Origin of the sequence: Micromonospora sp. NPDC049151, assembly GCF_040648395.1 — a bacterium.
Lineage (GTDB): Bacteria > Actinomycetota > Actinomycetes > Mycobacteriales > Micromonosporaceae > Micromonospora.
The window spans coordinates 1-23,242 of sequence record NZ_JBEZDP010000043.1; the positions used below are offsets into that span (position 1 = coordinate 1).

Here is a 23,242-nt window from a genome sequence, read left to right on the forward strand (position 1 = left end):
CCCACTAGGGCGTTCAGGGCTTGCTTCAGGCATACCAGCCTTGTTCGAGGATGCGCGACAAGCTCCGGTCTGGGCGTCTGAAAAAACAACGCGCCTGCGCTGACTCGCGCCCGGCGAGCTCAGGCACTCGCACTCGGTCATCAGCGCCCGCACGTTGCGCACGTACTGCGGGTTGGGGATGGCCAGCGGCTGATCCTCACGCGCCACCGCCCCGTGCCCGTAGTTGTAGGCCGCGATCACGGCGTTGAGCAGGCAGGAGTTCAGCTCGGCAGTGCACAGCGAGGCGTCCAGCCGGTAGTCGGACTCGAAGTACATGTCGCCGATGTACTTGGTGAGCCAGGCCAGGTAGGTGCCGCCCAGGTAGGCGTTGTCCCGGTAGGCGTCGATGTCGTACGACTGGCCGAACCGCTGGTTCATCCACTCCGCCGTGGCCGGCATGACCTGCATCAGCCCGACCCCGCCGTCACAGGCGACGATGTTCGACTGCCACCCGCTCTCCTGCCAGGCGGTGGCCTTCAACAGCGCCGGCGGGATGCGGATGTCCGGCGCCGAGGTCGGCCAGTAGGTGCGCGCCGCGGCGTCGGCGAGCGCCGCCTTCACCTGGCTCTGGCTGGCCTTGGTGCCCCGGTAGCTCGGCTTGCAGCCGTTCTCCACCGGCTTCGGCGGCGCCGGCGGCACCTGGGTCTCGGTCGGCGGCTTCGGCCGGGCCAGGGGTGCGGTCGACGTACGTGACGGCTTGACCCGCGGCTTCGCGCTCGCCGACGCGCTCGGGCTGGGCCGGCCGCCCATCGCCGCCACCGCCGGTGGTTCCTCACTCGGCGCGTCGGCCGGCGCCGCCTGCGGCTCGTCGACCGGCACCTCCGTGCTGGGCAGCGCCACGGCTACCTCACGGACCGGCCGTTCCCCCTCGCCGCACGCCGTCAGCGTGCCCGCCGCCAGCAGCGCCACCACTGCCACGGCCCACCGGCCGAATCCTCGCCGCATCGGACCTCCCCGTCGTCCTCGTCGGCGCACCCTAACAAGGATCGACAGGTCCGCGGGGTACCCGAAACGCGGACCGGCGGCGCCGGGGCCGGGGCGGCGGCTCCGCCACCGCGCCGGCCGGCCGCTCGCCCGGGTCCCCGTCGGCGGACGACTCCTCCCGGTCCGCGCCGGCCGGCCGCCCGTCCGGGTCCGCGTCGGGCCGCCGCTCGTCCGCGTCCGCCAGGCGGTCCCGGGTCGCCCACGCCACCACGAACACGGTGGTCCAGGCGAGGCCCAGCAGGACCGCGGTGACGGTGCCGCTCGCCGTGCTGAAGCCCAGATAGAGCCGCGCGCCGGTGACCGTGACCACGCCCGCCGACGCGACGGTCCACACCGCCGCGCCCACCGGCCACCGGGCGCCCCGCGACAGCAGCCAGGCGAGCGTGCCGAAGCTCGCCGTCACCACCGCGTTCTGCGTCGGGAACAGGTCACCGGGACGGTCCGGGCCGCCCGGGCCGGTCAGGTCCGCGACCACCACGAGCAACACCAGCGGCACGGCCGCGCCGACAGTGCCCAGCACCCCGAGCGGGTCGGCCCGCCACGCCCGCCCGCGCCGCGCCACCACCACGGCCACCACCGCCACCGCGGCGATCAGCACCCAGCCCCGCAGCACCGACACCGCGAGCAAGGCCGTGTCGACCACCCCAGGGGTACGCCGGGCGGCGAACCAGTCGGCGGCCAGCCCGTCGAGCACACCCAGCCCGCTGTGCGCGACGACCGCCTCCAGCAGCACCGCCACGGCCAGCCCGGCGACGAACAGCAGCGCCAGCCCCAGCGCCAGGTTGATCAGCAGCGTCCAGGCCGGGCCGACGCGCATGGCGACCAGGAAGAACAGCACCCCGTACCGGGCTCGCAGCCAGCGCAGCGGCGGCAGCGCGGCGGCCCGCGCCGCCAGCGCGCGTACCGGGTCCGGGTTGCGCCCCAGCCAGCGGCCGGCCAGCACCACGGCGAGCAGGCACAGCAGCAGGACGAGCACCGCCCCGGTGGCCCGGCCGAGCAGCTTCGACACCCGCTCGTACGACTCACCGGCCAGGTAACCGGCCAGCACCGAGGCACCGACCCAGCTCGCCACCCCGGCCAGGTTCCACGGCGCGAACCGCCGGTACGGCATCCCGGCCGACCCGGCCAGCCGGGGCGCCAGCGTGCGGGCGAACGCGATCCAGCGGGCGGCCAGCACACCCCGGCCGCCGAGGCGTTCCAGCAGCGAGTTGGCCCGCCGCCACCGGTGCGCCCCGATCTGGGCGCCCACTCCCGAGGCGCGCAGACGCGGCCCGTACCGGCGGCCCGCCCGCCACGCGAGTGTGTCTCCGATCACGGCGGCGGCGGTCATCGCCACCAGCACGGGCGCGAGGCGCAGCGTCCCCGCGTACGCTAGGAAGCCGACCAGAAGCAGGGTCGCCTCGCCGGGCATCAGCAGCCCGACGATCACCGCGGTCTCCGCCGCGACGATCGCCGCGGCGGCCACGTAGATCAGCAGGGGCGGCAGCTCCTGCAGCCAGCTCAGCAGGTCAGGCATCGGGCACCCCGCACGGGTGTCAGCATGCCAGTCGCTGGAACGGTCGGCACAGCACTTTCGACGCAGATCCGGGCGATCTCGGGGTGACCCCGAGGCGTGCCCGGGCAACCGCAGACAGGAGTATGGAGGGTATGCAGCTACGCACCGACCTCCGCAACGTCGCCATCATCGCCCACGTCGACCACGGCAAGACGACCCTGGTCGACGCCATGTTGCGGCAGGCCGGCGCCTACGGCGCCCGTGGTGAGAACACCGAGCGGGTCATGGACTCGATGGACCTCGAGCGCGAGAAGGGCATCACCATCCTCGCCAAGAACACCGGCGTGCGGTACCTGCCGGCGGACGGCTCGGAGCCCGTCACCATCAACATCATCGACACCCCCGGCCACGCCGACTTCGGCGGCGAGGTCGAGCGGGGCCTGACCATGGTCGACGGTGTGGTGTTGCTCGTCGACGCCAGCGAGGGCCCCCTGCCGCAGACCCGGTTCGTGCTCCGCAAGGCGCTGCGCGCCCGGCTGCCGATCATCCTGGTGATCAACAAGGTGGACCGTCCGGACGCCCGGATCAAGGAGGTCGTGGACGACACCTACGAGCTGTTCCTCGACCTGGACGCCGACGAGGAGCAGATCGACTTCCCGATCGTCTACGCCTGCGCCCGCGACGGCATCGCCTCGCTGACCCAGCCCGCCGACGGCGCGGTGCCGGACGACAGCAGCAGCCTGGAGCCGCTGTTCCGCACGCTGCTCGACACCATCCCCGCGCCCGCGTACGACGAGGGCGCGCCGCTGCAGGCGCACGTCACCAACCTCGACGCCTCGCCGTTCCTGGGCCGGCTCGCGCTGTGCCGGGTCCGCCAGGGCACCATCAGCAAGGGCCAGAGCGTGGCCTGGTGCCGCACCGACGGCAGCACCCAGCGGGTACGCATCTCCGAGCTGCTGATGACCGAGGGCCTGGAGCGCAAGCCCGCCGAGTCCGCCGGACCGGGCGACATCATCGCCGTCGCCGGCATCCCGGAGATCATGATCGGTGAGACGCTCGCCGACGCCGAGAACCCGGTGCCGCTGCCGCTGATCACCGTGGACGAGCCGGCCATCTCGATGACCATCGGCACCAACACCTCGCCGCTCGTCGGCCGGGTCAAGGGCGCGAAGGTCACCGCCCGGATGGTCAAGGACCGGCTCGACAAGGAGCTCATCGGCAACGTCTCGCTGCGGGTGCTGCCCACCGAGCGGCCGGACGCCTGGGAGGTGCAGGGCCGCGGCGAGCTGGCCCTGGCCATCCTGGTCGAGCAGATGCGCCGCGAGTCCTTCGAGCTCACCGTCGGCAAGCCGCAGGTCGTCACCCGGGAGATCGACGGGAAGACCTGCGAGCCGGTCGAGCGGCTGACCATCGACGCCCCGGAGGAGTACCTCGGCGCCATCACCCAGCTCCTGGCCACCCGCAAGGGCCGGATGGAGCAGCTGGTCAACCACGGCACCGGCTGGATCCGGATGGAGTGGCTGGTCCCGGCGCGCGGCCTGATCGGCTTCCGCACCGAGTTCCTCACCGAGACCCGCGGCACCGGCATCCTGCACCACGTCTTCGAGTCGTACGAGCCGTGGTTCGGCGAGCTGCGCACCCGCAACAACGGTTCGCTGGTCGCCGACCGGGCCGGTTCGGTCACCGCGTTCGCCATGACCAACCTCCAGGAGCGCGGCCAGCTCTTCGTCGAGCCGGGCACCGAGGTGTACGAGGGCATGATCGTCGGCGAGAACTCCCGCTCCGACGACATGGACGTCAACATCACCAAGGAGAAGAAGCTCACCAACATGCGCTCGTCGACCGCCGACGAGACCGAGAAGCTGATCCCGCCGCGCAAGCTGTCCCTGGAGCAGGCCCTGGAGTTCTGCCGCGAGGACGAGTGCGTCGAGGTCACCCCGGCCGCGGTGCGCATCCGCAAGGTGGTGCTGGACCAGACCCAGCGTGGCCGGATGGCCGCCCGCCGCAAGCACGCCGGCTGACCTCAGCCCGTCACCAGCACCACCCGGAGCCCGGCCCGCCCTACGGCGGACCGGGCTCCGCCCTTTCCCGCTCCCCCGCTCCCGCCGCACCCGCTCGCCACCACCGCCCCCACAAGTCGGCACGCCGGCGCTAGCTCGCCGCGGGGCGAGACACGGCGCGCAGGGTGGGAGGGCGGCCCGACTTCCACGTCGGCGGAATGTGCATCTCAAGGACGGACGCGAGGCGACAGGGACAAACTCGGCATGCGCAAAGGGCACGAGACGCCGGGACCAACACGAGACGCCGGAAGCAGCACCGACGCGGGACGGCGGCGGAGTCAGCGGGGCTTGGTGGCCTCCAGGGCCAGGACGTCGGGGACGGGTCCGGAGCCGGACTCGACCACCCGGGTCAGCCGCAGGCCGGCGTCCGTCACGGCGCCCAGCAGGCCGGCCAGAGGTAGGTGCCAGGCGCCGACCCGGGCGCGGACGCCGATCGAGTTCCAGGACCGGAGCGTGTGCTCCCGGGAGGCGTACCCGCCGTCGATCACGATCCGCTCCGGCTCGGACCGGTCGGCGAACGCGCCGACGAAACACGGGTGCACGCCGACGTGCACCAGCCGCCCGCCGGGTGCCAGCACGCGTGCCGCCTCGGCGATCGCCGCCGGATAGTCCGGCATGTCGGTGTGCGCCAGCACGCAGACCACCGCCGGTACGGCACCGGTGGCCAGCGGCAACGCTGTGGCGTCGGCGCGGGCCACCGGCAGCCGGGCGCGGGCGTGGCGCAACTGCCCGCCGGACAGGTCCACCCCGACCGGTGTCCATCCGAGACGGCGCAGCTCGGCCGCGTGCGCGCCGGTGCCGCAGCACAGGTCCACACAGCGCCCCGGGCCGTCGCCCAGCAGGCCGGCCAGCACCGACCGGACGCGGTGCATGTAGACCGACGAGGTCTCGCTGGCGTACTCCTCGTACCAGTCGGCGATGCCGTCGTACAACGGGGTCGTCATCTCCGTACGCTAGCCCCGCCCCCACGGCCACCGCTGCCCCGCGAGCGCCGGGAAGATCGGCTACGGTGCGGGCATGACCTGGCAGGACGAGCTCGACGCGCACCTGGACAAGGTGCCCGGCACCGTCTCCGCGTACGTGTGCCGCCCCGGCGCGCGGCAGGCGTGGGCGCGGCGGGCCGACACCACCCACTACGCGGCGAGCACCATGAAGCTGGCGGTGCTGGTGGCGCTGTTCCGCGCCGCCGAGGCCGGCCGGCTCGACCTGGACGCGCCGGTGCCGGTGCGTAACTCGTTCGACTCCGCGCTGCCGGGGGCACCCCGCTTCGCCAACGACCGCGACTACGACAACGACGAGGCGGTCTGGGACCGCGTCGGCGGCGAGGCGCCGCTGCGCTGGCTCGCCGAACGGATGATCGTCCGGTCCAGCAACCTGGCCACGAACATCTGCATCGGCCAGGTGGGGCTGCCCGCCGTGGCGCAGGCGTGGGCGCTCGCCGGAGCCCGGCACAGCGTCACCGGCCGCGGCATCGAGGACTTCGCCGCCCGCGACTCGGGCGTCGACAACCTGGTCACCGCCGCTGACCTGGCCGCTCTGCTCGGCGAGCTGGCGCTCGGCGCGACCCGGCCGGGTCCGCTCGCCTCGCCGGCCGCCTGCGCCGCCATGCTCGACGTGCTCGTCGCGCAGGAACACCGCGAGGACCTGGCCGCCGGGCTGCCCGACGGCACCCGCGTCGCGCACAAGAACGGCTGGGTACGCGGCGTGCGCCACGGCGCGGGCGTGGTGTTCCCGGACGACGCGCCGCCGTACACGATCGTCGTCTGCACCACCACCGACCTGGCCGACGGCGGCGCGGACGGCGACGAGGCCGAGGACGACGCGTGCCGGCTGATCGCGCACGTCTCCGCGCGGGTCTGGGCCGCGCGGCACGACCTGGCCGGCTGACCCGCTACTCCAGCAGCCGCTCGCGCAGCGCCGCGCGGTGCGCGTCGGTCACCCCCAGACCGTCGCGCAGGTACGCGTCGAACGAGCCGTGCGCGCGGCGCACCTCGTCGTAGGCGGCGTCCAGGTACTCCGGGCGCACCTCCAGCAGCGGCCGGGCCACCGCCGGGTCGAGGTCCGGCCGGCGCTGGATCATCGCGGACAGCAGCACCTCGCGCAGGCTCTCGGTCAGCTCGTTGTGCACCAGGTAGTCGGCGCGGATCGCCTCCTCCTGGACGCCCAGCACGGTCAGCAGCACCACCGACAGCCAGCCGGTGCGGTCCTTGCCGGCCGAGCAGTGGAACAGCAGCGGCAGGTTCGCGCCCTCGGCGGCGAGCCGCACCGCCGCGCCGAACCCGGCCCGCGCCGACTCCCCGGTGACGAACCAGCGGTAGATCGCCGTCATCGCCCCCGGCATGCCCTCGCGGGCCAGCGCCGCGTACGCGTCCAGGTCGTGGCCCTGCAACACCGCCGAGACGTACGTGAACACCGGGTGCGCCGCGTCGTAGACCGGCAGGTGCACGGTGCGGGGCTCGCCCACGAGCCGGTCCGGCGGGGCCACCGCCTGCTCGTGCGCGTCACGCAGGTCCACCACGCAGGCCGGGCCGAGCTTGCCCAGCACCGGCAGGTCCTCGTCGGTGAGCCGGCCCAGCGCGGGCGTGCGGATGAGCCGCCCCGCGCGCACCCGACGTCCATCGACCGTCGGCAGTCCACCCAGGTCACGCGCGTTCGGCGCGCCCACCAGCTCCCATTCCCGCCCGGACATCGGCCCTCCCCTGCTCGCCGCCAGTTGGCTATAGGGTGCCCCACATGACGATCGCCGCGGTACGCACCCACCGCCTTTCGGCCCCCTTACACACGCCGTTCGTCACCGCGCTGCGCCGTACCACCACCGTGGACACGCTGGTCGTGGAGGTCATCGACAGCGACGGCCGCCCGGGTTTCGGGGAGGCGCCGCAGGTCTGGCAGGTCACCGGCGCGTCGGTGGCGGGCGCCGAGGCGTGCGTACGCGAACTGCTCGCGCCGCTGTTGATCGGCCGCGACGCCGACGACCTCCAGGCGGCCTGCGCGCTGGTGCGCGGTGCCGTGGTGGGCAACGAGTCGGCGAAGGCGGCGCTCGACGTGGCGCTGCACGACCTGGCCGCGCGGCGGCTCGGCGTACCCCTGGTGCGTCTGCTCGGAGGCACGGCGCTGCGCGTGCCGACCGACGTCACGCTGGCCGCCGGTGACGCGGTCGACCTGGCCGCGACGGCGGCCCGGCGCGGGGCCGAGGGATTCACGGTGCTCAAGCTCAAGGTCGGCACCGACGCCCGCGGCGACCTGGACCGGGTCCGCGCGGTGCGCGCGGCGGTGGGCCCGGACGTACGGATCCGGCTGGACGCCAACCAGGGCTGGACGCCCCGGGAGGCGGTCCGGGTGATCCGCGCGATCGAGGACGCGGGACTCGACGTGGAGCTGGTCGAGCAGCCGGTGCACCGCCGTGACCTGGACGGGCTGGCCTGGGTCAGCGACCGGGTCGACCTGCCGGTGCTGGCCGACGAGTCCGTCTTCGACGTGCGTGACCTGGTCGAGGTGATCCGGCGCCGGGCGGCCGACATGGTCAATGTGAAGCTGGCCAAGTGCGGCGGCCTGCAACCGGCGCGCACGCTGCTCGACCTGGCCGCCGCGCACGGCATGGGCACCATCGTCGGCTCGATGATGGAGGGCCCGGTGGGGGTCGGCGCCGCGGCCAGCCTGGTCGCCGCCTACGGCACCACGGCCGTGTCGGACCTCGACGCCGCCTGGTGGCTGGCCTGGTCGCCGGTCACCGGTGGCATCCGGTACGAGGACGCGAGCGTGCTGCTGCCCGACGCGCCGGGTCTGGGCGTCACCGGACTGCGTGAAGCTAAAATTCAGACAGTTGGTTGAGCAACGTCAGAATTTTTCATATGGTCGCCCCGACGACCACCGGAGAGAGGGGTACGCGTGGCGCCTCAGCCCGGCCGGCGAGCCGTCGTACGAGTGCCGGTGGCGACCCTGTGGACCGCCCCCGAGGCGGTACGCCCGGTCGACCGTCCCGCCCTCGCCGGCTCCCCCGACGTCGCTGCCTGGATCGCCGGCATGGACCGCGACCAGCGCGTCGGCGACTGTGTCCTGACCCAGCTGCTGCTCGGCGAGCCGGTGCGTGTCATCGAGACCCGCCCGGACGGCTGGGTCCGGGTGGTGGCCCTGGGCCAGCCCGCCGCGAAGCTCGGCACCGACGGCTATCCGGGCTGGCTGCGGGCCGCCCACCTGGCCGACGCCGACCCGGCCGCTGACGGCCCGCTGACCGTCGACGCCGCCCGCACCGCGTTGCGCGCCGGGTCGGAGGGCGACGCGGCGCTCACCGGCGTGGTCCTCGGCACCCGGCTCACACCGGCCGGGCCGGCGGTGGACGGCAGGCGTCCGGTCCGCGTACCCGGGCGGCCCGATCCGCTCTGGGCCCCGGAGGACGATCTGGTGCCACTGCCCGCCGAGCGTCCCGAGGCCGAGAAGGTGCTCGCGGTCGCCGAGCGGCTGCGCGACCTGGCCTACGTCTGGGGCGGCATGTCCACCGACGGCATCGACTGCTCCGGGCTGGTGCACCTGGCCTGGCGTCGGTACGGCATCACACTGCCCCGCGACGCCGACGACCAGGCGGCGGCGACCTCGCAGGTGCCGCTTGACGCCGAACGCCCCGGCGACCTCTACTTCTTCGCCCGGCCCGGCCGGCGCATCCACCACGTCGGGATCGTGTCGGCCGAGCCGCACGGCGGCCGGCGCCGGATGCTGCACGCCTGCTACCTGACGCGGCGGGTGATCGAGGAGGAACTGCCGGCCGACCGGAGAGCCACCCTCGTCGGTGCGCACCGCGTCTGACCCCAGACACGCCTCGGGGCGCCCCCGGCACGGGAGCGCCCCGACGGTACGGACGGATCAGCGGCGGGCCTGGGCCAGTTCCCGGCGCCGGTCCCGCGACGACTTCGCCAGGCTGGCCACAGTCGCCACGGCCAGGGTGCCGAGGATGACGGTGAGCGAGAGCCAGATCGGAATGTGCGGGGCCCACGCCACGTGCTCGCCGCCGTTGATGAACGGCAGGTTGTTCTCGGCCAGCGCCTCCAGCATCAGCTTCACGCCGATGAAGCCGAGCACCACCGCCAGGCCGTAGCTGAGGTAGATGAGCCGGTCCAGCAGGCCGCCCAGCAGGAAGTAGAGCTGCCGCAGCCCCATCAGCGCGAACACGTTCGCGGTGAAGACCAGGTACGGCTCCTGGGTGATGCCGAAGATCGCCGGGATCGAGTCCAGCGCGAAGATCAGGTCGGTGGTGCCGATCGCGATCATCACGATCAGCATCGGCGTGAACAGCCGCCGGCCGTTCTCCCGGGTGGTCACCTTCGCGCCGTCGTAGTCCCGGGACAGCGGCAGCGCCCTGCGGCTCCACCGGATCAGCACGTTCTCGCTGAACTCGTCCTCGTCCGGCTCGCCCTGCCGGGCCAGGTTGACGGCGGTGTAGATGAGGAACGCGCCGAAGATGTAGAACACCCAGGAGAACTGGGAGATCAGCGCCGCACCGGCCGCGATGAAGCCACCGCGCATGACCAGCGCCAGAATGATGCCGATGAGCAGCACCTTCTGCTGGTACTGCCGGGGCACCCCGAACCGCGCCATGATGATCACGAAGACGAAGAGATTGTCCACCGAGAGGCTGTACTCGGTGAGCCAGCCCGTGTAGAACTCACCGGCGACGCGGCCACCGGCGGTCAGCCAGAGCACCACCCCGAAGACCAGCGCCAGGCCGACGTAGAAGCCCACCCACAGGCTGGACTCGCGGACGCTCGGCTCGTGCGGCCGCCGGCCGATGATGAACAGGTCGGCGAGCAGGATCGCGGTCATCGCGATCAGCGTTACCGCCCACACCAATGCGGACACGTTCAAATCCATCCTCCGGCAGACACGCTGCGCCGAGGCACACCGTACGCCCGGGTGTGGTCGCGGGGTGCGTCGACGCTGACTGGGGTGACTGTCGGAGGTCTCTTCCGCCGGGGCCCGGGGCCGGGTTCCGACCGACGGAGCCGGGTCGGGCGCCTGGGGGTACGGGCGCTCTTCCGTGCTGACGACTCCGTCGCGGGGGAATACTCCCCTCCTCGGCCGCCATTGTTCACCATCGCACCCGCATGGCGCATCTCCGGGCCGCTGCCTGATCTCCCGAGGTGCCGCGGCTCACGTCGCGCAATGCGTCCTAGGAGGCTAGCCCTGCGCCTCTACGCAGCACGCCGGCACATTCACCCCGGGACGCGCTGGCGGGCGGCCGGCATGGCAGGCTGCCAGCATGGTTCTTGAGGTTGCGCTCATCGATGTGACTCCCGGACACGAGGACGAGTTCGCCGCCGCCTACGCGCAGGCGCGGCCGATCCTCGCCGGCGCCGACGGCTGCCGCTCCGTGCGGATGACCCGCGGCGTGGAGTCGCCCACCCGGTTCGTGCTGCTCGTCGAGTGGGACTCGGTCGAGGCCCACGACGTGAACTTCCGCCAGACCGAACGGTTCGCGCAGTGGCGTGGGCTGATCGGCCCGCACTTCGCCGGACCGCCCCTGGTCGAGCACTTCATCGACGTTCCGGCCTGAACTGTCGTACCCCCGCCGTAGCCTGCGCGCTGCGCGGTCACCGATCCCGACGGGCAACGGGGGCGCCGGGCCCGGTGGCCGCGCCCAGCCGACGAGCCGTTACTCGTGCGGGCCGCGCGGCCGGGGCACCGGCGCCGCGCCGAGCCGCCGGGCCACCAGTTCGGCGGAGGCGTCCCGCGGCAGCGCCGCCGCCAGCAGCCGCTCGATCACCCGCTCATAGTGGGCCACCTCCGCCTCGGCAACCAGCCGCAGGTCGGTGGTGAGCGTCTCCACCAGCACGGTGCGCGGGTCCTCCGGGTCGGGGTAGGCGTAGTAGGAGAACGGTGCCAGCGGGTGCGGCCCGTCGCCGCCCGACGCCGCCGACGGCAGCACCCGGACGCTGACCCGGGGCCGCTCGGCGAGCGCGAGCAGGTGCCGCATCTGGTCGCGCCACACGTCCGCGGGCAGGCCGTCCGGGTCGCAGACGCGCTCGTCGACAAGCGCGGTGTAGTGCGGCGGGTCCGGCCGGATCAACAGCTCCTGGCGTGCCACCCGGGCGCGCACGTCCGCCTCCACGTCCACCTCCCCGGTCAGCGCCGCGCCGGCCGACACCCGCAGCCGGGCGTACGCCGGGGTCTGGAGCAGCCCGGGCACGAGCACGCACTGGTACTCCACGATGCGCTCCGCGCCCGCCTCCAGCTCGGCGTACGCCCGCTGACGCTCCCCCATCTCGCCGAGCGCCTTGGACCAGCCCCGGCCGGTGGCGGCGTCGCGGGCGATGACGATCAGCTCGTCGCGCTGCGGCGACGGCACCGCGTAGACGTCGAGCAGGTCGAGCACGTCGGCCAGGTCGGGCCGGCTCTGCCCCAGCTCGATGCGGGACAGCTTCGACGTGGACGCCCAGCCCAACCGGGCGCAGACCTGCTCGAGCGTGAGCGACTCGCGACGGCGCAGCCGGCGCAGCTCCACACCGAGCCTCGCCCTCCGGACCACAGGACTTGCTGACAACGGCATGCGCGCCTCCCGGGAGGGAGCGTACGCATCGCCGTCACGCTCGGCAATACCTCCCCCACAGAGCGCAACCGCGCGGACGGCGTGCTCAGGGGCGGTAGGTACCGAACGACCAGACCAGCCCGGCCACGTCGCGGGCGGCGTAGTCACGCGAGCCGTAGTCGGTGTCGAACGGCGCCCGGACGATCTCCGCCCCGGCCGCCCGGGCGCGCTCGTGGTGCGCGTCCACGTCGTCGAGCGCCACGTAGACGCGGTAGTCGTCGTCCGCCGGCCGGGACTGCGGCGCCGGCCCCGGGCCGAGCATCACCAGGTCGTCGCCGTACGCCAGCTCGGCGTGGCCGATGGTGCCGTCGGGCAGCTCGTGGGCCTCGCGCACGGTGAGGCCGAACGCCGAACAGAGGAAGTCGACGGCGGCTCGCACGTCGGGATACCGCAGGACCGGATAGATGCTTCGCATGGCGGTCAGTCTGCCGCCGGGGCGGTCAGGCCGGATTGGACGAATGCGATCCGGGCCCGGTCAGCGCGGCCGGGGTGGTGCCGGCGAACTCGCGGAACTCCCGGATCAGGTGCGACTGGTCGTAGTAGCCCCACCGGGCCGCCCGCTCCGCCCAGCCGGCGTCGTCCGGCACCGCGACCGGCGCGGTGAGAAGGGTACGGCCCAGGCTCGCGTACGCCCGCTCGAAGCGCAGCAGCCGGGCGACAGTCTTCGGCGGCAGGCCGAACTCCTGCCGGAACCGGACCGACAGGTGGCGCCGGGACCAGCCCAGCTCCCCTGCGAGCGCGGCCACGCCGACCGCTCCCCCGCTGCCGTCCAGACGCCGCCAGGCGGCCAGCAGGTGCGGGTCCACCGGCGCGGTCGCCGCCAGCCGCGCGGCCAGGGCGGCGTCGAGCCGGGCGAAGCGCTCTGGCCAGCCCGGCTCGCCGGCCAGCTCGTCGCGCAGCCGGGCCAGCCAACCCGCCACCGCGCCGACCGGCACCGCCCGGTTGGCCAGCTCGGCCAGCGGCAGCCCGAGCAGGCGGCGGGCCGCCGGGGCGGTCAGCAGCACCTGCACCCCGGTGCCGGTCCCGGCCGTCCGGGTGACGCACCAGCCGTCGAACGGACCGGCCAGGAAGGCGTTCGCGGCGGACCCGCCCCGGCCGGCGGCACGCGGATCGGTCACGTCGAGGGGGTCGCCCCAGCCGAGGATCAGCACCACGAAGGCGCCCGCCACCTCCCGGCGTACCAGCGGGACGGGCGCGTCCTCGCGGTAGCCGAGGTAGCTGCCCACCCACCGGCGCAGCCGAGGGTCGGGGTGCCCGACGACGGCCTCGGTCAGCATCGCGCCGCCGCGCCGGTCACCGGACCCCTGCGGCGTCCATCCCGCGCAGCTCCTTCTTGAGGTCGGCGACCTCGTCGCGGATCCGCGCGGCCAGCTCGAACTGCAGCTCCCGCGCGGCGGCGAGCATCTGGTCGTTCAGCTCCTGGATGAGGTTGGCCAGGTCGGCCCGGGCCATCCCCTCCCGCGACGGGGTCGCCGCCGCGCCCCGGCGGCTGCGCGTCTCCTTGACCGGCGCCTTGCCCCGGGACAACTGCCGCGCCGCGCCGCCGACGTTGCTGTTCTCGGTGTCCTCCGCCTCACGGTAGATGTCGTCGAGGATGTCGTGGATCTTCTTGCGCAGCGGCTCCGGGCTGATGCCGTTCGCCTCGTTGTGCGCGATCTGCTTGGCCCGGCGCCGGTTGGTCTCGTCGATCGCGCTCGCCATCGACGGCGTGATCTTGTCGGCGTACATGTGGACCTGACCGGAGACGTTACGGGCCGCGCGGCCGATGGTCTGGATCAGCGACCGGCCGCTGCGCAGGAAACCCTCCTTGTCGGCGTCGAGGATCGCCACCAGCGACACCTCGGGCAGGTCGAGACCCTCCCGGAGCAGGTTGATGCCCACCAGCACGTCGTAGTCGCCCTTGCGCAGCTCGCGCAGCAGCTCGACGCGGCGCAGCGTGTCGACCTCGGAGTGCAGGTAGCGCACCCGGATGCCGTTCTCCAGCAGGTAGTCGGAGAGGTCCTCGGCCATCTTCTTGGTGAGCGTCGTGACCAGCACCCGCTCGTCCCGCTCGGTACGCAGCTTGATCTCGTGCATGAGGTCGTCGATCTGCCCCTTCGTCGGCTTGACCACCACCTCGGGGTCGATCAGGCCGGTCGGCCGGATCACCTGCTCGACGAACTCGCCCTGCGCCTGCTCCAGCTCCCACGGGCCGGGGGTCGCCGAGAGGTAGACCATCTGGCCGACCCGCTCCAGGAACTCGTCGAAGCGCAGCGGCCGGTTGTCGGCGGCGCTGGGCAGCCGGAAGCCGTGGTCGATGAGCATCCGCTTGCGGGAGGCGTCGCCCTCGTACATGCCGCCGATCTGCGGGATGGTCACGTGCGACTCGTCGACCACGGTGAGGAAGTCGTCGGGGAAGTAGTCGAGCAGGCAGTGCGGCGGGCTGCCGGGCAGCCGGCCGTCGATGTGCATCGAGTAGTTCTCGATGCCGGAGCAGAACCCCACCTGGCGCATCATCTCGATGTCGTAGGTGGTGCGCATGCGCAGCCGCTGGGCCTCCAGCAGCTTGCCCTGCCGGTCCAGCTCGGCCAGCCGCTCGCCCAGCTCGGCCTCGATGTCGCGGATCGCCCGTTCCATCCGCTCCGGGCCCGCGGCGTAGTGCGTGGCCGGGAAGATCATCAGGCTGTCGACCTCGCGGACCACGTCACCGGTCAGCGGGTTGAGGTAGTAGAGCTTCTCGATCTCGTCACCGAACAGCTCGATCCGGACCGCCAGCTCCTCGTACGCCGGGATGATCTCCAGCGTGTCGCCGCGCACCCGGAACGTGCCGCGCTGGAAGGCCATGTCGTTGCGCGTGTACTGAATGTCGACGAGCCGGCGCAGCAACTGGTCGCGATCCAGCTCCTGGCCGACCTTGACCCGCACGGCCCGGTCGAGGTATTCCTCCGGCGTGCCCAGGCCGTAGATCGCCGAGACGGTGGCCACCACGATGACGTCACGCCGGGTGAGCAGCGACATGGTGGCCGAGTGCCGCAGCCGCTCGACCTCCTCGTTGATCGAGGAGTCCTTCTCGATGTAGGTGTCGGTCTGCGGGATGTACGCCTCGGGCTGGTAGTAGTCGTAGTAGGAGACGAAGTATTCGACAGCGTTGCCCGGCAGCAGCTCGCCGAACTCCTTCGCGAGCTGGGCGGCGAGCGTCTTGTTGGGGGCGAGCACCAGGGTCGGCCGCTGGAGCCGCTCGACCAGCCACGCCGTGGTGGCGCTCTTGCCCGTGCCGGTCGCGCCGAGCAGCACCGTGTTGCGGTCGCCGCGCCGCACGCGGCGCTCAAGCTCGTCGATGGCAGCCGGCTGGTCACCGGCCGGCTGGAACTCACTGACGACCTGGAAGCGGCCGTCGAGCCGGGGAATGTCGAGCGCCATGACACCAACCGTACGCCCGGGGTCCGACACTTCGGCCACGACCACTGACCGTCCCTGATCCGCTTCGATATTCGCATTGTGTGGCTCATCTCACCGGCCTATCCTCGTACCGTAGGCCGCTCGCGGCGGCCGACCGGGCCGGTGATCGCCCCTCGCGGGCCGGTCGCCCCCGGCGCCAGGGCCGCAGCACCCGGGACGACCGGCGTGCGCGCCGACGGTGGTCGCGCGCAGCGCTGACCGGCCGCCGCGAGCGCCCCTGCTCGTCACCGAAACCCCGCTCTCGCGTTCTCCACTCGTGGGGACCTCTCCCGAGCGCCGGCCGCGACGCGAGCCCGACACCGGCACGCCCCCGCCCGCCGACGAGCCGGGCCGCCCGCGCGGGGTGAGCCGTCCCCACCGGTCCTCCGCGCGTGGCGGCGGCGACCAGGCCGTACCCCGTGAACCGGGCCGTGGCCACCGGCGTGGCCGCACCAGCACACCGACCCGGCCCGCCACAGTGGCCGGCCGTCGCCGCCGCGCCGGCCTGCTCGCCGGCCACCACCCCACGCTCGTCACCCGGCCGGCCGGCGAACCGGAACTGGACGGCGCCGACGATCCGCCGGACGGGCCGGGCCGGCGCCGGCTCGCGCTCGCCGCGCTCGTGGCGGCGGCTGCGATATCCGCCGCGACGCTCGTCGCCGCCCTGCCGGCGTGGGTACCCGGCCGCACCGACAAGGCGGCAGCCGAACGCCCGCTCACCGCCGCCCAGGCCGACCGGGTGGCAGCGCTGCGGGTCACCAACCTGCGCGACGTGCGCGCCGGCGTCCGGGTCACCGTCGGCGCGGACGCCGCCCGTACCGAACTGGTCGGCTGGGTCGACTGGGCCCGCCCCCTGGTCTACCTAAACGTCGGCGGCCCGGGCGCAGGTGCCGACCGGGGCCTGGTGCAGGCCGTCGCGTCCGCGCTGCTGGTACGTCCCGACCCCGCCGCGCTCCCCACCTCGGCCCGGCCGCCGCTGGTGCCACCGGCGGACCGGTGGCGGCTGCGCGATCCGGTCGGCGGCCACGGCCTCGGCGCGGTACGCGACCTGCTGATCGGGCTCGGGGCCGACCGGGTCGACAGGCCCGCCGCCGACGGGCGGTGGCTGCGCCGCGACCAGGTCGACGGCGTCCCGGTGGACGTGCTCCAGGCGCCCCTGGCCCCGCTCGGCGGCCGGCCGGCGCTGTGGGTGGACGCGGACGCCCGGCTGCACCGGCTCACCGGCCGGCTGGCCGACGGCACGCCCGTCACCGTCGACCTGATCCGTGCCGACCGGCCCGCCCTGCGCGCGGTGGACGCCCTCGGCGGCCGGCCGGGGCAGCCCCGGGCGCTCACCGACGACGAGGCCGCCCGGCTGGCCACGCTGCCCGCCCGGCTACGGGCACTGCGCGGCGCGTCGGTGGACGTGGCCGCCCCGCTCGGCCCGTCCGCCGACCTGCGGGCCAACGGCACGGTGAACTGGACGAGCCCGTCGGCGTACCTCGTCGTGGTCGAGGAGGGCAGCGGCCGGCGTACCCTGCGGTGGGTCCGGCCGGACCGGGTGGCCGAGGTGCGGCACCCCCCCGCCGGGCCCGCGTCCCTCCCGACGCCGATGCCGCCCGCGCTGCTCGCCGCCCCCACGCGACCGCCCGGCGATGACCTGGACCGGCTGCTCGACGCGGCCCTGCGGGCGGCCCGGCACGCGCCCGGCGCCACCGCCCGGGTCCGGGAGGACCGGCTGGGCGACCGGACGGTCGACGTGTTCGAGCTGCCCGGCAACCGCCGCCTGTGGCTGGACCGCGGCGGCCTGCCGCGCCGGATGGAACTGCGCACCCGGCCGGGCGTGTGGATCCGGCTCGACCTCACGCCGGGCAGCGGCGGGCCGTCCGCGCCGCCCCGCTGAACCGGCGGGGCCTCCACCGCCCGCTGAGCCGGAGCGCCCGGTCAGGGCCGCCAGCCGGTCTGCGCCGCCCACTCCTCGGCGCGCAGGTGCTCCTCGTCGAACCAGGGATCGGTCACCGTGCCCCACGCGGCGTGCTCCGGCGCGGCCGCCGCCAGTTCCCGCTTCACCTGGAGGTAGTCGGCCCGCCGAGCCGGGTCGGCGCGCAGGTGGTCGCGCGTGAGCAGCGCGTACCGCCAGCCGGGCGAACCGGCCTGCCGCAGGTGCAGGCGCACCGGACGCCCCGGGTCCGCGCTCCCGTGCAGCCGCTTGGGCCAGCGCACCTCCTCCGGCTGACGCGGGGTGTCCCACCACTCGCCCGGCAGCCGCGGGAACCCCGCCTCGGCCAGCCGCCGCGTCAGCGGCCCGTCCGCCTCGGCCAGCGAGGAGACCGTCACCTGGATGTCGATCACGTCCGGGGCGGCGAGGCCCGGCACGGCCGTGGAGCCGACGTGGTCGACGCGGATGTCGCCGCCGGCCGCGTGGCGGATCCGGGCGGCCAGCCGGGCGTACTGCTCGGGCCAGGTCGGGTCCGGCTCGGCCGGCGCCGCCGGGTCGGGCGGGACGGCGCGGCGCTCGCGGACGTTGCGCTCGTAGGGCAGCAGGCGGTCCCGCCAGAGGACGTCCACCGCGGCGTGCAGCTCGGCGAGTGTGCCGTCGTTCGTGAGCAGCACGTCGGCGACCGCGCGGCGGGTGGCGTCGTCGGCCTGCGCGGCGATGCGCCGCTGGGCCTCCGCCGGGGCCATGCCCCGGTCGCGGGTCAGCCGGGCCATCCGGATCGGCACGGCCGTCCGCACCACGACCACCAGGTGGTACGTCGGCGCGAGTCCCACCTCGGCCAGCAGCGGTACGTCGTTGACGACAATCGCGTCGGCGGGGGCGGCGGCGACCAGTTCGGCGCTGCGCGCGCGTACCCGGGGATGGGTGATCCCTTCGAGCGTGCGGCGGGCGGCCTCGTCGCCGAAGACCAGCGCGCCGAGGGCGGCCCGGTCCAGCGCCCCGTCGGCGTCCAGGACCCGGTCGGAGAAGGCGGCGACCACCTCGGCCAGCCCGTCGGTGCCGGGCGCGACGATCTCGCGGGCGATGCGGTCCGAGTCGACGATCACCGCGCCCAGCGCGGCGAGCCGGCTCGCCACCGCGCTCTTGCCCGATCCGATTCCGCCGGTCAGCCCCACTTTCAGCACCCGGACAGTCAACCGGATCCTTCGTCCGCATGCCAAACCGCCCGGCCACACGACGCGGGCCCCGCCCCCGCGCTCCGCTGGTGCGGAACGCGGGGACGGGGCCCGTCGTCAGAGGCAGTCGGCGGTCCGTCCGGTGGGACGGACCCGCGTCAGCGTCCGGTCACTTGCCGCCGGCGAGCTTCTCCCGCAGCGCGGCGAGCGCCTCGTCGGTCGCGAGCGTGCCGGCCGGCTCCTCGGCCTGACGGCTCGGGGCCGAGGTCGAGGTCGAGGTGGTGCCGGTGGTGGCCGGAGCCGGGTTGGCGGCAGCCTCGGCGTCGGCGGCGCGGGAGGTCTGCACCTGCTTGGTGTGGGCCTCCCAGCGCTGACGGGCCTCGGCGTACTGGTTCTCCCAGGTCTCCCGCTGCTTGTCGTAGCCCTCGAGCCACTCGCCCGTCTCCGGGTCGAAGCCCTCCGGGTAGATGTAGTTGCCCTCGTTGTCGTACGTGGCAGCCATGCCGTAGAGGGTCGGGTCGAAGTGCTCCTCGCCCTCGACGAAGCCCTCGTTGGCCTGCTTGAGCGACAGCGAGATCCGGCGGCGCTCCAGGTCGATGTCGATGACCTTGACCATGACCTCGGAGCCGACCTGCACGACCTGCTCCGGGATCTCCACGTGGCGCTCGGCCAGCTCGGAGATGTGGACCAGGCCCTCGATGCCGTCGTCCACCCGGACGAACGCGCCGAACGGCACCAGCTTGGTGACCTTACCCGGCACGATCTGCTGGATCGCGTGGGTGCGGGCGAACTGACGCCACGGGTCCTCCTGCGTCGCCTTCAGCGACAGCGAGACCCGCTCGCGGTCCAGGTCGACGTCCAGGACCTCGACCTCGACCTCCTGGCCCACCTCGACGACCTCGGACGGGTGGTCGATGTGCTTCCAGGACAGCTCGGAGACGTGCACGAGGCCGTCCACGCCGCCCAGGTCGACGAACGCGCCGAAGTTGACGATCGAGGAGACGACGCCCTTGCGGACCTGCCCCTTCTGGAGCTTGTTGAGGAACTCGGTGCGCACCTCGGACTGCGTCTGCTCCAGCCAGGCACGGCGGGACAGCACCACGTTGTTGCGGTTCTTGTCCAGCTCGATGATCTTGGCTTCGAGCTCGCGGCCGACGTACGGCTGCAGGTCACGCACACGCCGCATCTCGACGAGCGACGCGGGCAGGAAGCCACGCAGGCCGATGTCGAGGATGAGACCACCCTTGACGACCTCGATGACCGAACCGCGGACGACGCCGTCCTCGTCCTTGATCTTCTCGATCGTGCCCCAGGCCCGCTCGTACTGCGCCCGCTTCTTGGAGAGGATCAGCCGACCCTCCTTGTCCTCCTTCTGGAGGACGAGGGCCTCGATGTGGTCACCCACCGAAACGACCTCGGCCGGGTCCACGTCGTGCTTGATCGACAACTCCCGAGAGGGGATGACACCCTCGGTCTTGTAGCCGATGTCGAGCAGGACCTCGTCCCGATCGACCTTGACGACGGTGCCTTCGACAATGTCGCCGTCGTTGAAGTACTTGATGGTCTCGTCGATCGCGGCGAGGAAAGCTTCCTCAGAGCCGAGGTCGTCGTGGGTGACCTTGTTGGCGCTCGAGGTGGCCTCGATGCTGCTCGTCATGTGGGCGGTTGCTCCGGTCGGATGGGTTGTCACAGCGGGCATGGGTGTCGCGGTGACTCTTCCGCGCCAACGGATCCGTCGCCGGGCACACCGAACGATCGACGCGAGAAGATCATTAGTGGCTCCGGTGACCGCGCACCTGCTCCCTGCCGAGGCACACGATCCGCGAGCGCATCGTCTAGCCTACCCGCTGCATTACCACAGCGTGCAAGCCCTCCCGGGTCCGTGCGAACTCATCCCCTGCGAAAGCGGAGATTTTGCTCGGTAAGGTGCCATCGCTGTCTCGTCCGTCACATCCGCCCCAGCCGCCACCCCACCGCACCGGGTCCGCGCCGCCGGACCTAGCGTGAACCCGTGGACGACGACAGGGTGACCCGCCGACGGGTCGACGCCGGGGAGATCCGCCGCGCCAACCGCGGCTGGTGGGACACCGACGCCGACGCGTACCAGGACGAGCACGGCGCGTTCCTCGGCGAGGTCGACTTCGTCTGGTGCCCGGAGGGGCTGCGCGAGTCCGACGCCCGGCTGCTCGGCGACGTCACCGGCCGGCGGGTCCTCGAACTCGGCGCCGGGGCGGCCGCCGCCGCCCGCTGGCTCGCCGCCCAGGGCGCCCGGCCGGTCGCACTCGACCTGTCCGCCGGCATGTTGCGGCACGCCGCCGAGGCCGCCGGGCGCACCGGGGTACGCGTGCCGCTGGTGCAGGCCGACGCGCTCGCGCTGCCGTTCGCCGACGCCGCGTTCGACACCGTCTGCACCGCGTTCGGCGCGATCCCGTTCGTGGACGACTCGGCGGCGGCGATGCGCGAGGTGGCGAGGGTGCTGCGGCCGGGCGGCCGGTGGGTCTTCTCGGTCACCCACCCGATGCGCTGGATCTTCCTGGACGACCCGGGCGAGGGCGGGCTGACCGCCGTGCACTCGTACTTCGACCGTTCCCCGTACGTCGAGCAGGACGAGAACGGCGTGGCCACGTACGTCGAGCAGCACCGCACCCTGGGCGACCGGATCCGGGAACTGGTCGGGGCGGGCTTCCGCCTGCTGGACCTGGTGGAACCGGAGTGGCCGGCCGGGCACGAGGGGGTCTGGGGGCAGTGGAGCCCGCTGCGCGGCCGGCTGTTCCCCGGCACCGCGATCTTCGTCGCGGAGAAGCCGGCCGGCTGACGCCAACGGACCCGCTGTGCGATCGACCCTCCCGTGGCACGCGGCACGCTGTCCCCATGAGCGTCGGCCCGGCCCCCACCTCAGCCTTTCCCTGGCGCCCTGACCCCATTCGGCAACTGCTGACCGACTACAGGCTGGACGACCTACTGACGCTGCCGCCCGAAGCACCGAGCGTCGAACTCGTCGATGGCATCATCCACCTGACGCCCTTCCCCACTCTCGGCCACCAAGGCATCGCCAGCCTGCTGGCGATATGGCTGCGATCCCGCGTTCCAGCCCATCTGCGCGCGGCCCAGGCGGTGAGCATCGGTCTGGACGTCGACTCCAGTCGCCGTCCGGACGTGCTGCTCCACCACGCCGGGCTGCCGAGCGACAGGTCCCTCCTGCGACCGGCGGACGTCGTCCTGGCCGTCGAGATCGTCTCCCCCGGCACCCGGCGCGTCGACCGGTTCGCCAAGCCGGGCGAGTACGCCGCCGCGGGGATCCCGTTCTACTGGCGGATCGAGCAGGATCCGGTGCACCTCTACGCGTACCGCCTCGGTGACCGGATCGGCCCCGGCGGCGAGCGGCAGTACGAGCTGGTGGACGACAGCAGCGAGGTGATCGAGCTGTCCGAGCCCTTCGCGATCAAGCTGCCGATCGCGGAGATCCGGCCCTGACCACACCGTTACTCGGTGTCCGGCACGGGTAACCGGGCCGCATGGCCGAGAAGGAGTTCCGCGCCGGCGACCACGTCTCCTGGGCCAGCCACAGCGGCCGGGCGTACGGCGTCGTCAAGGAGAAGCTGACCGAGCGCACCCACGTACGCGGGCACACCGTGAACGCCTCGCCCGCGCAGCCGCAGTACCGGATCACCAACGACGACTCGGGCCGCGACGTCGCCCATCGGCCGGAGGTGCTTCGCCATGAGTCGCGCTGAGGACCCGCAGCAGACGTACCGGGAGTTCACCGACGCGGTGAACATGAAGCCGGGCGAGCTGACCCGCTGGCTGGAGACCGAGGAGTCCAAGCACGTCGGCTGGCACAAGAAGGGCACCCAGGGCGGTGAGTCGGTCGGCCACGACTCCGGCCGGCGCATCGTCGACCTGCTGCGCCGCAAGCGCGCCGACCTCACCGCCGCCGACTACAAGCACATGCGCAAGGTCATCGGGTACGTCCACCGCCACCTGGCCCAGCGGCCGTCCGGAGACGTCCGGGACACCCGCTGGCGCTGGTCGCTGATGAACTGGGGACACGACCCGCTCAAGAGCTGAGCCGCCCGGTCCGTTCGCCGCGCGTTGGTAGCGTGCCGGCGATGACGACGGACGTCTCGACCGCCGGCCGTCATCCCCGCGCCGGACGGGTGACCCTCCTGGCGGGCCTCGGGCTCGTCGCCGTCGCGGCGCTCCTCCTGATGCTGACCGGCGGCACCGGCATCAGGTACAGCGCCGACCACGACGGCACCGTACCGACGTGGCACCGGTGGATCCCGGCGCTGGCCGGGATCGTGCTGATCCGCCTGATCCCGCCCGCGCCCGACCCGAGGTGGCCGGACCCGGTCGCGCCGTATCGCGAGGCGGTGCCGCCGCTGCTGGCCGGGGTCGCGCTCGCCGCCGTCTCTTCCCCAGTGATCAAGGAGTTCGTGTCCCCGAACGGGCTCGGGCGTGACACAAACTCCTTGATCACCGGGGCCTGCGGGCCGGGTGGAGGCCGGCGTCGGGGCCCCGCGCCGCTCGGCCCCGAGGCGTGGCCGCTGTTCGAGACCGTCTGGTACGCGCTGGCTG

20 protein-coding genes and 2 pseudogenes are annotated in these 23,242 nt (G+C 73.4%); 11 read left to right on the top strand and 11 right to left on the bottom strand.

From position 1 onward, the window contains the following. Positions 1-117: 117 nt before the first annotated feature. Positions 118-984 (bottom strand): annotated as a pseudogene (locus AB0B20_RS28520) (transglycosylase SLT domain-containing protein); the annotation flags it as partial. A gap of 31 nt (positions 985-1,015) precedes the next feature. Next, complete coding sequence (locus tag AB0B20_RS28525) at positions 1,016-2,539, bottom strand: DedA family protein (protein WP_357474986.1); 1,524 nt, start codon at positions 2,537-2,539, stop codon at positions 1,016-1,018. A 131-nt stretch (positions 2,540-2,670) separates the two neighbouring features. Here AB0B20_RS28525 and typA point away from each other — a divergent pair, with 131 nt between their 5' ends. Further along, positions 2,671-4,539: a translational GTPase TypA gene (gene typA / locus AB0B20_RS28530; RefSeq protein WP_357380982.1), complete on the top strand. Its 1,869-nt coding sequence runs from the start codon at positions 2,671-2,673 to the stop codon at positions 4,537-4,539. Positions 4,540-4,856: 317 nt separating this feature from the next. Here the strand turns inward: typA and AB0B20_RS28535 are convergent, their stop codons facing one another. Then, positions 4,857-5,522 carry a class I SAM-dependent methyltransferase gene (locus tag AB0B20_RS28535; RefSeq protein ID WP_357474989.1) on the bottom strand — a complete coding sequence of 222 codons (666 nt, stop codon included), beginning with the start codon at positions 5,520-5,522 and terminating at the stop codon, positions 4,857-4,859. A 73-nt stretch (positions 5,523-5,595) separates the two neighbouring features. On the opposite strand from AB0B20_RS28535, the gene AB0B20_RS28540 reads away from it, so the two are divergent. Continuing rightward, a complete protein-coding gene (locus AB0B20_RS28540) occupies positions 5,596-6,465 on the top strand; it encodes a serine hydrolase (protein WP_357474992.1) in 870 nt (289 codons plus the stop codon). 4 nt (positions 6,466-6,469) lie between these two features. On the opposite strand, the gene AB0B20_RS28545 is transcribed toward AB0B20_RS28540, so the two are convergent. Next, positions 6,470-7,267 carry a tyrosine-protein phosphatase gene (locus AB0B20_RS28545; RefSeq protein WP_357474995.1) on the bottom strand — a complete coding sequence of 266 codons (798 nt, stop codon included), beginning with the start codon at positions 7,265-7,267 and terminating at the stop codon, positions 6,470-6,472. 44 nt (positions 7,268-7,311) lie between these two features. On the opposite strand from AB0B20_RS28545, the gene AB0B20_RS28550 reads away from it, so the two are divergent. Then, entirely contained in the window at positions 7,312-8,409 is a 1,098-nt protein-coding gene (locus AB0B20_RS28550) for a dipeptide epimerase (RefSeq protein ID WP_357380973.1), read from the top strand. 99 nt (positions 8,410-8,508) lie between these two features. Beyond that, positions 8,509-9,378, top strand: coding sequence for a C40 family peptidase (locus tag AB0B20_RS28555; RefSeq protein WP_357474998.1), 870 nt, complete (start codon positions 8,509-8,511; stop codon positions 9,376-9,378). Between the two features lie 57 nt (positions 9,379-9,435). Here the strand turns inward: AB0B20_RS28555 and AB0B20_RS28560 are convergent, their stop codons facing one another. After that, positions 9,436-10,434, bottom strand: coding sequence for a TerC family protein (locus AB0B20_RS28560; RefSeq protein WP_357380969.1), 999 nt, complete (start codon positions 10,432-10,434; stop codon positions 9,436-9,438). 394 nt (positions 10,435-10,828) lie between these two features. On the opposite strand from AB0B20_RS28560, the gene AB0B20_RS28565 reads away from it, so the two are divergent. After that, positions 10,829-11,122: an antibiotic biosynthesis monooxygenase gene (locus tag AB0B20_RS28565; RefSeq protein WP_357380967.1), complete on the top strand. Its 294-nt coding sequence runs from the start codon at positions 10,829-10,831 to the stop codon at positions 11,120-11,122. A gap of 99 nt (positions 11,123-11,221) precedes the next feature. Here AB0B20_RS28565 and AB0B20_RS28570 read toward each other — a convergent pair whose 3' ends face one another. From AB0B20_RS28570 to uvrB, 4 genes are all read right to left on the bottom strand, one after another. After that, positions 11,222-12,115, bottom strand: coding sequence for a DUF5753 domain-containing protein (locus AB0B20_RS28570; RefSeq protein ID WP_357380964.1), 894 nt, complete (start codon positions 12,113-12,115; stop codon positions 11,222-11,224). An 85-nt stretch (positions 12,116-12,200) separates the two neighbouring features. Continuing rightward, positions 12,201-12,569 carry a VOC family protein gene (locus tag AB0B20_RS28575; RefSeq protein WP_357380963.1) on the bottom strand — a complete coding sequence of 123 codons (369 nt, stop codon included), beginning with the start codon at positions 12,567-12,569 and terminating at the stop codon, positions 12,201-12,203. A gap of 25 nt (positions 12,570-12,594) precedes the next feature. Next, on the bottom strand, positions 12,595-13,431 hold the full coding sequence (locus AB0B20_RS28580; RefSeq protein ID WP_357380961.1) for a helix-turn-helix transcriptional regulator: 837 nt from the start codon (positions 13,429-13,431) through the stop codon (positions 12,595-12,597). Positions 13,432-13,447: 16 nt separating this feature from the next. After that, positions 13,448-15,553 carry an excinuclease ABC subunit UvrB gene (uvrB, locus tag AB0B20_RS28585; RefSeq protein WP_357380959.1) on the bottom strand — a complete coding sequence of 702 codons (2,106 nt, stop codon included), beginning with the start codon at positions 15,551-15,553 and terminating at the stop codon, positions 13,448-13,450. A 295-nt stretch (positions 15,554-15,848) separates the two neighbouring features. Between uvrB and AB0B20_RS28590 the strand changes: the two genes are divergently transcribed. Continuing rightward, on the top strand, positions 15,849-17,453 hold the full coding sequence (locus tag AB0B20_RS28590) for a hypothetical protein (protein WP_357475004.1): 1,605 nt from the start codon (positions 15,849-15,851) through the stop codon (positions 17,451-17,453). Between the two features lie 41 nt (positions 17,454-17,494). Here AB0B20_RS28590 and coaE read toward each other — a convergent pair whose 3' ends face one another. Together coaE and rpsA are read right to left on the bottom strand one after the other, a co-directional pair. Further along, the gene (gene coaE / locus AB0B20_RS28595; RefSeq protein WP_357380955.1) at positions 17,495-18,673 is read right to left on the bottom strand and encodes a dephospho-CoA kinase; all 1,179 of its coding nucleotides are present in this window, start codon (positions 18,671-18,673) and stop codon (positions 17,495-17,497) included. Positions 18,674-18,833: 160 nt separating this feature from the next. Further along, on the bottom strand, positions 18,834-20,363 hold the full coding sequence (rpsA, locus tag AB0B20_RS28600; RefSeq protein ID WP_357380953.1) for a 30S ribosomal protein S1: 1,530 nt from the start codon (positions 20,361-20,363) through the stop codon (positions 18,834-18,836). Positions 20,364-20,675: 312 nt separating this feature from the next. Between rpsA and AB0B20_RS28605 the strand changes: the two genes are divergently transcribed. From AB0B20_RS28605 to AB0B20_RS28625, 5 genes and pseudogenes are all read left to right on the top strand, one after another. Then, positions 20,676-21,479 (top strand): methyltransferase domain-containing protein, encoded by an 804-nt coding sequence (locus AB0B20_RS28605; protein ID WP_357380951.1) that lies wholly within the window; start codon positions 20,676-20,678, stop codon positions 21,477-21,479. A gap of 56 nt (positions 21,480-21,535) precedes the next feature. After that, a complete protein-coding gene (locus AB0B20_RS28610) occupies positions 21,536-22,138 on the top strand; it encodes a Uma2 family endonuclease (protein ID WP_357475007.1) in 603 nt (200 codons plus the stop codon). A gap of 41 nt (positions 22,139-22,179) precedes the next feature. Continuing rightward, positions 22,180-22,398, top strand: coding sequence for a DUF2945 domain-containing protein (locus AB0B20_RS28615; RefSeq protein WP_135241212.1), 219 nt, complete (start codon positions 22,180-22,182; stop codon positions 22,396-22,398). After that, the gene (locus AB0B20_RS28620) at positions 22,385-22,732 is read left to right on the top strand and encodes a DUF3140 domain-containing protein (RefSeq protein WP_073830920.1); all 348 of its coding nucleotides are present in this window, start codon (positions 22,385-22,387) and stop codon (positions 22,730-22,732) included. Before AB0B20_RS28615 ends, AB0B20_RS28620 begins: the two co-directional genes overlap by 14 nt. A 41-nt stretch (positions 22,733-22,773) precedes the next feature. Beyond that, positions 22,774-23,242: pseudogene (locus AB0B20_RS28625) on the top strand (hypothetical protein); the annotation flags it as partial.

Coding starts and splice junctions, on each gene's coding strand:
- AB0B20_RS28525 (WP_357474986.1), bottom strand. CDS start 2,539: ATGCCTGACCTGCTGAGCTGGCTGCAGGAGCTGCCGCCCCTGCTGATC.
- typA (WP_357380982.1), top strand. CDS start 2,671: ATGCAGCTACGCACCGACCTCCGCAACGTCGCCATCATCGCCCACGTC.
- AB0B20_RS28535 (WP_357474989.1), bottom strand. CDS start 5,522: ATGACGACCCCGTTGTACGACGGCATCGCCGACTGGTACGAGGAGTAC.
- AB0B20_RS28540 (WP_357474992.1), top strand. CDS start 5,596: ATGACCTGGCAGGACGAGCTCGACGCGCACCTGGACAAGGTGCCCGGC.
- AB0B20_RS28545 (WP_357474995.1), bottom strand. CDS start 7,267: ATGTCCGGGCGGGAATGGGAGCTGGTGGGCGCGCCGAACGCGCGTGAC.
- AB0B20_RS28550 (WP_357380973.1), top strand. CDS start 7,312: ATGACGATCGCCGCGGTACGCACCCACCGCCTTTCGGCCCCCTTACAC.
- AB0B20_RS28565 (WP_357380967.1), top strand. CDS start 10,829: ATGGTTCTTGAGGTTGCGCTCATCGATGTGACTCCCGGACACGAGGAC.
- AB0B20_RS28570 (WP_357380964.1), bottom strand. CDS start 12,115: ATGCCGTTGTCAGCAAGTCCTGTGGTCCGGAGGGCGAGGCTCGGTGTG.
- AB0B20_RS28575 (WP_357380963.1), bottom strand. CDS start 12,569: ATGCGAAGCATCTATCCGGTCCTGCGGTATCCCGACGTGCGAGCCGCC.
- AB0B20_RS28580 (WP_357380961.1), bottom strand. CDS start 13,431: ATGCTGACCGAGGCCGTCGTCGGGCACCCCGACCCTCGGCTGCGCCGG.
- uvrB (WP_357380959.1), bottom strand. CDS start 15,553: ATGGCGCTCGACATTCCCCGGCTCGACGGCCGCTTCCAGGTCGTCAGT.
- rpsA (WP_357380953.1), bottom strand. CDS start 20,363: ATGCCCGCTGTGACAACCCATCCGACCGGAGCAACCGCCCACATGACG.
- AB0B20_RS28610 (WP_357475007.1), top strand. CDS start 21,536: ATGAGCGTCGGCCCGGCCCCCACCTCAGCCTTTCCCTGGCGCCCTGAC.
- AB0B20_RS28615 (WP_135241212.1), top strand. CDS start 22,180: ATGGCCGAGAAGGAGTTCCGCGCCGGCGACCACGTCTCCTGGGCCAGC.
- AB0B20_RS28620 (WP_073830920.1), top strand. CDS start 22,385: ATGAGTCGCGCTGAGGACCCGCAGCAGACGTACCGGGAGTTCACCGAC.